Below are 10,024 nucleotides of genomic sequence, written 5' to 3'. Positions count from 1 at the left end.
GAGCGGGGCGAGTTCCGCGAGTTCCGCGACGATCGAGGGGGCCTTCTCTGCGCCGATGCCCTCGACCTGCTGCATCGCCTCGGCGCCGGCGGCGCGCATGTGGTCCATGGTGGCGAAGTACTCGGCGATGCGCCGGGACATGGAGCGGCCGGTGCCGCGGATGCCGAGCGCGCACAGCACGCGCGCCAGCGGCTGTCCCTTGGCCTTGGCGATCGTGGCGAGGAGGTTGTCGTTGCCGGTTTCGCCCATCCGGTCCAGGCCGAGCAGCTGGTCGCGCTGCAGGGTGAACAGGTCGGCGAGATCGGCGACCAGGCCGGCCTCGACGAGCTGGACGATGCGGGTCTGGCCCAGGCCCCCGATGTCGAGCTGGTCCCGGCCGGCGGCGTAGGAGAGGGAGGCGACCAGGTGGCAGTTGCGGCCCTGAGCGCACCGCCAGCGTTCCTCGCTCGTGTCGATACCCGATCCGCAGCGGGGACATTGAGGTCTTTCAGTGTTGCCGCTCCCGGGTGAGGACGGCTTTGGCGATTGACGTCATTCGATTCTGGCTGCATCGCGCTCTGCGGAAGATCTGCCAGGACTTCAGTCGGGCAACGTCAAGCTCGACCGGGGCCCGCGCCTTTGACAGTGCCCAGTTGACGGTCTGCTGGGTGAGCGTCAGTTCGCCTCTCGCAGGCCGTCTTGCCGGTGTGGTCACCCATGCGCCGGCACCGATGTAGGCGCGGTCGGCCAGGATCGGCACCCTCTGGCGCTCGCAGATCCTGATGATCCGGTGAGCACGGGCCGCGGTGAGGTCGTGGCAGCGCCCCGGAGGACGAACTCGGGCTCTGCCTCGCGCAGGGCGCGCAGCAGACCGGGCGTGCGGGCGGCCAGGAGATCGATGACCGCGGTGGTGTAGGCGTGCGCGGTGCCGACCGAGATGCCGAACCCGGCGGCGATCTGCACGAGGGGCTCGTGCTTGCGCAGGTACACCAGAGCGAGATCGGGCGGGGACCATCCGGGCGCATGCGTTCGGGCCGACCGTGAACGATCGGCCCGAGCAGCCCTGCCTGGGTCGGGGCGTCGTGAAGGTACGGCGCCAGCCGGCCTGGTTGGTCACCTACGGGGCGGGGACTTCCCTGACGAGGCGCGAGGTCCAGTCGCACCAGACCAGGCCGGGCAGGAAGGCGCCACCGGCTTCGTCGAGGTTGTCTTCGACGTATGGGATGGTCGCGTCACAGACTTCGAAGGCATGGTCGAAGAATTCCGTGCTGTCGGGGTTGTTGTGGTAGCTCCAGCGCGGGTTGTAGGGGGCCTGCCGCTTGAGGATCCGCGTGAACAGGTGGGGACGGTCGGTGGTCTCCCCGCTGACGAGTTCGCGGGCGTGCTCGATGTCGCCGGGCTTGGTCAGCTTGACGATGAACTCCTCCCGCGTGATGTCGGTCATCACGAAGTACGCGGCGCTCGTGTCGGCGTGGCCAGGCTGATGGGTGAGGGTGTGGGCCTGAGCGGGCTGTGCTGTGGCGAAGGCCAGCAGGCCGACGGCGGCCAGGCCGGCTGCCTTGGTGAACACGCGTCGCATGGGGTCTCTCCTCGGTCCGGGCGTCGCACATTTGACGACGAACACAAGGAGTATTGGATCAGTTACTTATTGTAAATTTGAAGGAGAACTGATGTCGCAAGGGTGACGGCCCCCGGCCCGCCCCCGGAACGTCGACGTCCTCCTCGGGGCAGGCCGACTTTCGAGCGGTGTTGCCGGCTATCTACGCGATCAGTTCTACCCGTCAGTCAAGGTCGTCCACTTCGTCCATCCTGCAGTGGATGAGCTGGACCGGTGGCGTGGTGACCCGGATCAAGCGAACGAACATGCCCGAACCGAACGGGACCTGATCGGCAGAGCCGATCTCGTCGTCGGAGTCGGCCCGCTACTGGCGGACGAGGCCAGAAGACTGGCCCGCATGTCCGAAAAACCACCCCCCGCCCACGAACTCATCTCTGGCGTCACTCTCAAGGAACCGCCGCACTACTATCAAGGACAACAGCGGCTCAATGTCCTGTTGTTCGGACGGGCCGACGACCCTCTCAAGGGCACCGATACAGCTGCCTATGCCGTGGGAGAGCTTCAAAGGCGGGGGATCGACGTACAGCTGGTTGTTCGAGGAGGCAACCCCAAAGCTCTGTGAGAGCAGGAGGAGTCGCTCTCCTCGATGGCGGGAATACCCGTCAAGGTCAGGCCCTTCACAGGTGACCAGAACGAACTGGATGCCGACATTCGTAGTGCCGACCTTGTGGTGATTCCATCACGTCAGGATGGATTCCCGTTCACCGCGCTGGAGGCGGCGCGATCCGGGATCCCCGTGCTCGCTGGCAGCAATATAGGCACGGGTATGTTCCTCAGTGACCCAGCCCGGGTGGTGCCAGAGCTTGGGCTTCCCTCGGTCGTGCCCATGAAGGGCAACGAGGCGGCCCGCGGCCTTGGCCAGGTTTCGGCTGATCATGGTGGCCACCGCTTCGATGAAGGCGTCCATGAGTCCTGCATCGCCGCCGCCGTGGCCGTCCGCAGCGTTCATCGAGCCGTCCCCCGTCACGGCTATCGATTCCTCGGTGCGGGTCAGGAAGTCGTAGACGCGGATGCTTTGGCCGTCGCCGGCCAGTTCGCGGGCCGGTAACGAGGTGGGTTGCCGAGTTCAGAGCCGTTGATGTCACCGCATCTGTGGTCTGACCAGCGCATGCATAACATCTAGATGAGAGGAAGTGGTGACATCGGAATGAGAAATCGCACGGCCGGGGCGGGCGGTCCCCGCCGGGTAGGCAGAGGCCAGGCCCGAGGCTGAGGTGCCCTGGCTCGGCCGTGTCACACGCACCTGGTGGTGTTCGCGGATCCGCAGGCCGAAGGGAGCCTGACATGGACGAAACTCTCTCCACCGATGTGCTCGTCGTCGGTGCGGGACCCTTCGGGCTCTCAGCGGCCGCCCTCGCCCGCGATCACGGCATTGACGCGCTGGTGGTCGGGCGGCCGATGGGTTTTTGGCATGATCACATGCCCGACGGAATGCTGCTGCGCTCGGGGGTCGACTGGCATCTGGACGCCGCGGGAGTGCACACCTTTCAGGCCTTTCTGGAAGAGCGGGGCCTGGCCGGTGACGAGGTTCTCCCGGTGCCCGTGGGACTGTTTCGTGAGTACGGGGAGTGGTTCTGCCGCGTCAAACAGGTGCCGGTCCGGACCGGACTGGTGCGGGACATCGCACGGCGGGAGACGGGATTCGAAGCGGAACTCGCCGATGGCGGGCGGCTGCGTGCCGAGGTCGTGGTCGCTGCTCCCGGTGTCAGCTATTTCCGGCGGTTGCCTGCGTGGGCGGCCGATGTGTCGGCCCGTCGGGCGGCCCACAGCTGTGACCTGGTCCGTTTCGACGGCCTGGCGGGCCGGCGGGTGCTGATCGTGGGAGGTCGGCAGAGCGCGTACGAGTGGGCGGCCTTGCTTGCCGAGCACGATGCCGAACACGTCGACGTCGTCCACCGCCATCCCGTTCCGCGTTTTGAGCCGGTGAGCTGGGCGTTCTTCGACGACTACGTCGACAGCACCCTGCAGGTCACCGGGTGGTGGCGTCGGCTGACGGCCACGGAACGGGAGGCGATCGACATGCGGTGCTGGCGGGCCGGACGGGCGACTCTGGAACCATGGCTGCCTGCCCGGCTGGACCCGGCGGTGGTGCACCTGTGGCCGGACACCGATGTCGTCAACGTCGACGGCGGCGCGGGCTGTGACACCGTGCAGGTCACGCTGTCCAATTCCGAAACCCTGACAGCTGATCAGGTGGTGTTCGCCACCGGGTACGCACCCGACCTGGCACGTGTCCCCTACCTGGCCGGTCTCCTGGAGCAGATCGCCACCCGCAACGGGTTCCCGGTGTTGGACGAGAACTTCCAGACCGCCGTTCCCGGGCTCTATCTCACCGGATTCGCAGCAACGCAGGACTTTGGCCCGTTTCTGGGTTTCGTCAAGGCCGCACCGGCCGCGGCGACCATCCTCCTGCGGCACTTGCAGGCCCGCTGGGCCTGACGGGAAGACCCGACCCGCTCACGAGCGCACCCGCGGTGCCCCAGCCGTCGGCACCCACGCAACCGGCCATGGCTTCGGCGGCATGATCGGTCGACGCAGCGTGCTGCAGGGCAGAAGTGGCCGCTGGCGGTGGGGTCCAACCCCAACCGACCGGCCGCTGACAGGCACGGCCGCGCCCCCTCTCTCCGACCCGCACGGGCGCGCGCCGGTCGATCGCCCCGTCGGCCTCGGCCCGGCGCGGCCTGCGGGGCAGGGCGCACCCTCTCCCTTGGACGGGCAGCCGGCACGTGCCGGCGCATCGGCTGGGTATGGCGAGCGGGCATCTGCGGTGTCCGCGTCCCTTCCTGCCCGCGCCCAGATCACCTCTTTGGCAGCCGAACTGCATCGCCTCGGCCGCCCTTGTTGCTATTGGGGCCAGTGGGGTGGGCGTTTTTCAAGGAAGGAGGTGATGCCTTCACGAGCTGCCGGGGTTTGGGAGGAGTCGGCCATGACCCGGCAGGCAATGTCGTAGGCCTCTGCTTCAGGGCGGTCCAGTTGTTCATACAGGGTGCGTTTGCCCAGTGCCTTGCTGGCCGCGCTGCCGCGGGTGGCGCGGGTGAGGAGTTCCTCGACCGCTGTGTCCAGCTCTCCGTCGGGTACGACTTGGTTGATCAGTCCCCAGTCCAGGGCGGTGCGGGCGTCGATCACGTCACCGGTCAGGGCCATCTCCATGAGCCGTTTGCGTCCGATGGAGCGAGCCACCGGAACGGCAGGGGTGTGGCAGAACCAGCCCCCCTTGCCGCCGGGAAGGGCGAACCCGGCACGGTCACCCGCCACGGCCAGGTCGCAGGACGCCACCAACTGACACCCCGCGGCCGTGGCCAGCCCCTGCACCCGGGCCACCACCACCTGGGGGACGGACTCGAGCAGCCGCATTACGTCGGTGCACAGCTGCAGCAGTTCGCGGGCGCCCTGAACGTCGAGGGCCAGCACGTCGGCGAAGTCGTGCCCGGAACTGAAAACCGGTCCCTTGGCCGCCAACACGATCCCCCTGGCCCGGGAGTCGGCCACCTCGGTCAGGGATTTCTGCAGCTCTCGCAGCATCTCCCTGCTCAGAGCGTTCCTGCGCTCGGGGTGATTCATAGTGACCCAGATGTAATCGCCCTGAGGGGACACGATCACCCGCTCACATGTGGCCATGATCTCAGCCTACGCCTGGCCCGCGCTCCGAGTCCGTGTGCTGTTCGCGACGCTTCGCGACGGCACCTTCTACGAGGCGAAGCCCATGCCTCGCCTGACGAAGGACAGAGAGGCACCCTCCCAGCAGCCTGCCTCCGCACGCCCGGGCCCGCCCGACTCATCACCGGCCGCTGTCGCGGAGGTGGCGGTGGGGCGCGCTGTCCGTGTGGCTCCCCTTTCACCGCCCTGATGTGGGAGGAGTCGACCACGCAGCGGGGGCCAGTCGAGCTTCGCCGCCGGGTTCAGTTCGGCGAGCAGGACCTCGTGCATCCGCTGCCACACTCCGGCATCGTTCCCGTCCCGCAGCCGGCGCCAGCAGGTCATGCCCGAGCCGAAGCCCAGTTCCTTGGGCAGGTACTTCCCACTGGATGCCGGTGTGCAGGAGCCCGCACAGCACGTCCCGGTCCGGCAAGGGCCTGCGGCCGGGGTAGCGGAAGCGCCGCTCGCGCTGCGGCAGCAGCGGCTCAAGACGGTCCCACAGCTGATCCGACACGATCCACGGCGGTGTATCCACACTCGACCGAACGCTGAACTCCCGGGTCGGCAACGACCGTCAGCGCCGATCCACCTCACTGTGTCCGCCGTTGTAACTCCCGCCGCTGACGGCCTGGAAAATAGGGTGCGGTCGGCTGAGCTGGGGTGATAGGTAAGCGATGTGACAGAGAGTCTTGAGTATTCCACCCTGCTGCAACTGATCGACGAGCGGTCGGCCGCGTTCCGGAGTGCGGTTGCCGCCGCGCCCAGCCTTGACGCGCCGGTTCCGTCCTGCCCCGAGTGGACGTTGTTCGATCTGGTGCAGCACCTGGGTAGGGGCCAGCGCTGGTGGGCCGCGATCGTCGCCGCGGGCCCGGCCGAGGCTCCGCCGGCCAAGGACGCTGCGGAGGTGCCGCGCGAGCTCGAGGCGCTGCTGGCCTGGTACGCCGAGTCGAACGAGCTGCTGCTGAGTGTGTTGCGCGAGGCTGGCCCGGAGCGCGAGTGCTGGGCGTGGTGGGGCGCCGGCGTGTCGCCGGCGAATTCCTGGGGTGTTGCCCGGCGCCGGGTGCACGAGGTGCTGGTGCACACCTACGACGCCCAGCTCGCCGCAGGCGCCGTGCAGCCGATGCCGGCGGACGTCGCGATCGACGGCGTGGCCGAGTTTCTCGACACCTGCAACTCCACCCCGGCGGCCTGGCCGCACGAGGCCGCCACCATCCACTACCACGCCACCGAGGGCCGCTCCTGGCTCCTCGCCCTGGACGGCACCGGCGCCTGGCCCGCACCCCTTACGGACGGCGCCGCGCCCGCCTCCGCTTCGGCCACGGGCACGGCCGAGCAGCTGCTCCTCTTCGTCTGGGGCCGCCTCACGCTGAGCGACCTGAAGATCGAGGGCGACCATCAGGCGTTCGAGCAGCTGATCGCCTGGGAGCCTGAGGAGTAGCCAGTCGATACCGCCAGTGGACGGCCTCGATGACGTCCGCGTCGGTGAACATCGCGAACTGCTCCGCCTCCGCACGGCGGACGGCCAGTACGGCCTTGTACAGCTCGGGCCCGAGCGCCTCCCGCAGCACTGCCGACTCAGCCAGGGAGGGGATATGGCTACGGTCAGGCTTTCTGTCAGGTGCTCCAAGAGGTTGCCCTTGGCTGTACCTGGCTCCCTTGCGGGTGACGGGCTGCAGTGTCTTCATTTGTGATCGCGCAGAAAGGCCGGGATCGCGTTGCGGGTCGGGTAGTTCGGCAGGGGTGCCGGCTTGTCCTGAAGGAACGCGGTGATGACGGCGGCGGCTCGGTCGTTGTTGTGGTCCAGGTCGTTCCACATGTGGTGTCCGACTCCGGGCATGTACTGCGTGCGCTGGATGGCGGGGTCATTGGCAAGGACGGTGGTCTCCCATTGACGGACCTGGGAGGAGCACTCGGCGATCATCAGCATCGCGGGGGTCCGCGACTGCCTCAGTTGTGAGGCGATGGAGGGTGAGTCCTTGACCGTCTGCTGGATGCGGAGGCTGGCGGCGGGGCTGAAGGAGAAGTTCTGTGCGGTGTCCTCGGCGGGGAGGCGGTGCGCGTCGCGCGCGCAGTAGGCGGATGCGGTGTCGCTGCCGAGGTCGGCGGCGGTGAAGGCGTTGTCGCCTTCGGCCTGTCCTATCAGTCCGGTGTCGGGGCTGAGGAGTCCGAGTCGCATGAGGCCGAATGCCGCGGCGTACCGGGGAACGTGCGTCGATCGCGGTCCGGTCGGGGCGGGCGCGAGGCCGCGTGCGGATTTTCGGCCCTTGTGCCCGGTGATGTGGGCGGTGGGGCCGTCCATGGGTCCGGGCTCGGCGATGATCGCCCGGTGCAGGCGTGCGGCGACGCTCGGATCGGCCAGGGCTCGGGTGAGCACGGCCCCGCCTGAGGAGAATCCGAGGATGTCGACCTTGCCTTTGTTCAGGCGGTCGACGAAAGCGGCGAGGTCGCGGACCGACCTGGAGATCGTGTAGTGGCCCATGGGGAGCAGGTCGCTTCGTCCGCCGCCGGCTTGTTCGTAGGTGTAGACGTCGTAGCCCTGGTGGGACAGGAGTCGCAGGAACCGGTGGTCGAGCACCGAGATGCCGCGGACCGGTCCGCCGTTGAGGTACACGAGCGGGATGGGGTGCCGGGGGCTGGGGTGCGCGGGCGGGTAGTGGTACACCGCGACCCGGCTGCCCGTGGTCAGGCTCCAGTGCTGCGTGGTCACGAAGGCCAGGGCGGGCGGGTAGCGCCGGGCCGTCGGCACGGTCGGGATGCAGACCGACGCCGTCAACGCCGCCGCGACAGCCACCGGCAGGAACGGCACGAGCCGCGTCGGCCAAGTGCGGCGCCGGGCCCGCCACGTCGCGAGGACAGTCCCGCATCCAAGGGTCGTCAACCACGCGGCGAGTCCCGAGCCTGCCCCGTCTGTGAGGGCGATCAGTGCGAGAAAGACGACGACCAGCGTCGCGACGGCGGCCAGGGCCAGCAGTAAGCGTCCGGTGAAGCGGACGAGGCGTATGGCGGGCGTGGGCATAGCGGACCTCCGACAGTTTCAGAACGACGTTTCAAAACGACGTTATCAAACCGGGGTAGGCTGCTGGCCGTGGGTAGGCCGAGAACAAACGACGAGGCCGTCAAAGAGCGGCTTGTGGAGTGCGCGACCGAGATGCTTGCCACGCGTCCGCGGGAGTCGCTCACGGTCCGCGCCGTGGCGGCTGCTGCGGAGGCGTCGACGACGGCGGTGTATTCGTTGTTCGGCGGCAAGGACGGGCTGATCGGCGCGGTGCGCGACAGAGCCGTCGCCGGTCTGTTCCATCACTTGTCGGCGGCGGAGACCTCCGCGGACCCTCTCGCCGACCTCTATGCGCTGGCCGTCGCCTACCGTCGTTGGGGGCGCGGACACAGCCACCTGTACACGGTGCTGTTCGGGGGTGTGCAGTCCTTCGACCCGTCGGGGAAGGTTGGTGCCGGTGACCCGATCCTTCCGCTCCTCGCGGCGATCGATCGCGCGTTGGCGGCGTCCGTCCTCGCCGGCGATGCGACGTCGATCGCCCTGTCGGTCTGGGCCACCCTGCACGGGCTGGTGACTCTCGAACTGGCTGGGGCCCTCGACGCCAGCACGGCCGAGTCCGCATTCCGCTCGACGATGCACGCCGCGCTGCGCGGATGGACGACCCCATCGGTGTTCAGCAGCCTGCGCCAAGCCGAACTCACCCGGTGAGCTCTTTCAGTGCTGCCGCTCCAGGGTGAGAACGGCCGTGGCGATGGACGTCCTTCGATTCGGGCTGTACCGGGACCTGCGCAAGATCCGCCACGACTCCAGTCATGCGACGCCGCGCTCGACCGGCGCCCGTGCTGTGGACAGCGCGCGGTTGACGCTTTGCCAGCTCGGTGTGAGGTCGCGACCCGGTGGGCGTGTGAGGGGTGTAGTCACCCAGGGCGCGGCTCCCAGGTAGGCGTGGTCGGCGAGGAGGGGAACACCCTGGCGGTCGCAGATCCGGATGATCCGGTGGGCACGAGATCGCACTCCGCCAGGGGGAGGACGTAGTCCGGGTTGGCCTCGCGCAGGGCGCGTAGCAGGCCGGGTGCGCGGTCGGCGAGCAACCGACGACGGCTGTCGGGTAGGCGCGTGCGGTGCCGACGGCGATGCCGAACCCGTCAGCGAGTTGGGCGAGGGTGTCGTGCCGGCGCAGGTACACCCGGCCGGCCAGGGCAGGCTGGTGCGGTGGGGCTCGCAGCGGCGGTCACCCTCGCCGGTGATGATGAGCATGGTGACCCACTCGACCAAGGCGCGGGGCAGGTCGAGAGCGGCAGAGTACGGAACCAACGCAGCTTCTGTGCCTGTGGGTTGAGACTTCGAACACCTACCCCAACGGCACGGGCGCCTCGTGCGTTGTGGGTATCGATCCCGTCACCCGATCAGTGGCCATGCTGAAAGAGCTCAGTGACAGGGTCAGGGCCGGTTGTCCGGGCGACCGACCGGGGGATGCGCCGTGGCCCGGCGAGTCGCTCGGTAGTCGGGTCAACACCTCGGTGCCGGCCTGCCGCACAGCCGATGGCGATGTGGTCGGCGAGGTTGGCGAGCAGTTCACGGGCGCCGGGGGTGGGACAGCCCTTAGCCGTGCTGTCTGTGGTCGGCTGGCAGCTTTGAACCGGAGCGTCGGTTTTTTTCTTGGTTTTTGGTGGTGGGGTGTTGGGGGGTGGGGGTGGTTTTTTTCAGGGGTGGTTGTGTGGAATGCATGGTGGGGTGTGTGGAGTGACTGTTTCGTTTTGTGTGTGGGGGGTTGTACGGTCGGGTTGTCGGTTCGG

Annotated in this window: 6 protein-coding genes and 5 pseudogenes; 4 read left to right on the top strand and 7 right to left on the bottom strand. The window is 68.2% G+C overall.

Going from position 1 to position 10,024, the window contains the following annotated elements; translation table 11 throughout:
* The 3 genes and pseudogenes from IE244_RS39785 to IE244_RS39775 all read right to left on the bottom strand — a co-directional run.
* Positions 1 to 477, bottom strand: a pseudogene (locus IE244_RS39785) (helix-hairpin-helix domain-containing protein); the annotation flags it as partial.
* A gap of 10 nt (positions 478 to 487) precedes the next feature.
* A pseudogene (locus IE244_RS39780) lies at positions 488 to 978 on the bottom strand (transposase); the annotation flags it as partial.
* 118 nt (positions 979 to 1,096) lie between these two features.
* Positions 1,097 to 1,558, bottom strand: a complete 462-nt coding sequence (locus IE244_RS39775; RefSeq protein ID WP_191878462.1) for a BP74-related protein — start codon at positions 1,556 to 1,558, stop codon at positions 1,097 to 1,099.
* 139 nt (positions 1,559 to 1,697) lie between these two features.
* Here IE244_RS39775 and IE244_RS43320 point away from each other — a divergent pair.
* Both IE244_RS43320 and IE244_RS39760 read left to right on the top strand, forming a co-directional pair.
* A pseudogene (locus IE244_RS43320) lies at positions 1,698 to 2,645 on the top strand (glycosyltransferase); the annotation flags it as partial.
* Between the two features lie 236 nt (positions 2,646 to 2,881).
* Complete coding sequence (locus IE244_RS39760; RefSeq protein ID WP_191878459.1) at positions 2,882 to 4,036, top strand: NAD(P)-binding domain-containing protein; 1,155 nt, start codon at positions 2,882 to 2,884, stop codon at positions 4,034 to 4,036.
* Between the two features lie 405 nt (positions 4,037 to 4,441).
* Here IE244_RS39760 and IE244_RS39755 read toward each other — a convergent pair whose 3' ends face one another.
* Both IE244_RS39755 and IE244_RS39750 read right to left on the bottom strand, forming a co-directional pair.
* Positions 4,442 to 5,215, bottom strand: coding sequence for an enoyl-CoA hydratase-related protein (locus tag IE244_RS39755; RefSeq protein WP_191878458.1), 774 nt, complete (start codon positions 5,213 to 5,215; stop codon positions 4,442 to 4,444).
* A gap of 179 nt (positions 5,216 to 5,394) precedes the next feature.
* Positions 5,395 to 5,801, bottom strand: a pseudogene (locus IE244_RS39750) (transposase); the annotation flags it as partial.
* 108 nt (positions 5,802 to 5,909) lie between these two features.
* Here IE244_RS39750 and IE244_RS39745 point away from each other — a divergent pair.
* On the top strand, positions 5,910 to 6,671 hold the full coding sequence (locus IE244_RS39745) for a maleylpyruvate isomerase family mycothiol-dependent enzyme (protein ID WP_191878457.1): 762 nt from the start codon (positions 5,910 to 5,912) through the stop codon (positions 6,669 to 6,671).
* A gap of 243 nt (positions 6,672 to 6,914) precedes the next feature.
* Here IE244_RS39745 and IE244_RS39740 read toward each other — a convergent pair whose 3' ends face one another.
* Positions 6,915 to 8,249, bottom strand: coding sequence for an alpha/beta fold hydrolase (locus tag IE244_RS39740; protein ID WP_191878456.1), 1,335 nt, complete (start codon positions 8,247 to 8,249; stop codon positions 6,915 to 6,917).
* 69 nt (positions 8,250 to 8,318) lie between these two features.
* Between IE244_RS39740 and IE244_RS39735 the strand changes: the two genes are divergently transcribed.
* Complete coding sequence (locus tag IE244_RS39735; RefSeq protein ID WP_191878455.1) at positions 8,319 to 8,936, top strand: TetR/AcrR family transcriptional regulator; 618 nt, start codon at positions 8,319 to 8,321, stop codon at positions 8,934 to 8,936.
* Between the two features lie 6 nt (positions 8,937 to 8,942).
* Here the strand turns inward: IE244_RS39735 and IE244_RS39730 are convergent.
* Positions 8,943 to 9,542: pseudogene (locus IE244_RS39730) on the bottom strand (transposase family protein).
* Between the last annotated feature and the right edge of the window lie 482 nt (positions 9,543 to 10,024).

The sequence above is a fragment of the Streptomyces filipinensis genome (genome assembly GCF_014649495.1).
In the GTDB taxonomy this organism is placed as follows: Bacteria; Actinomycetota; Actinomycetes; order Streptomycetales; family Streptomycetaceae; genus Streptomyces; species Streptomyces filipinensis.
Note: the sequence above shows the minus strand (reverse complement) of the source record. Positions and strands in the feature narration are given on the sequence as shown.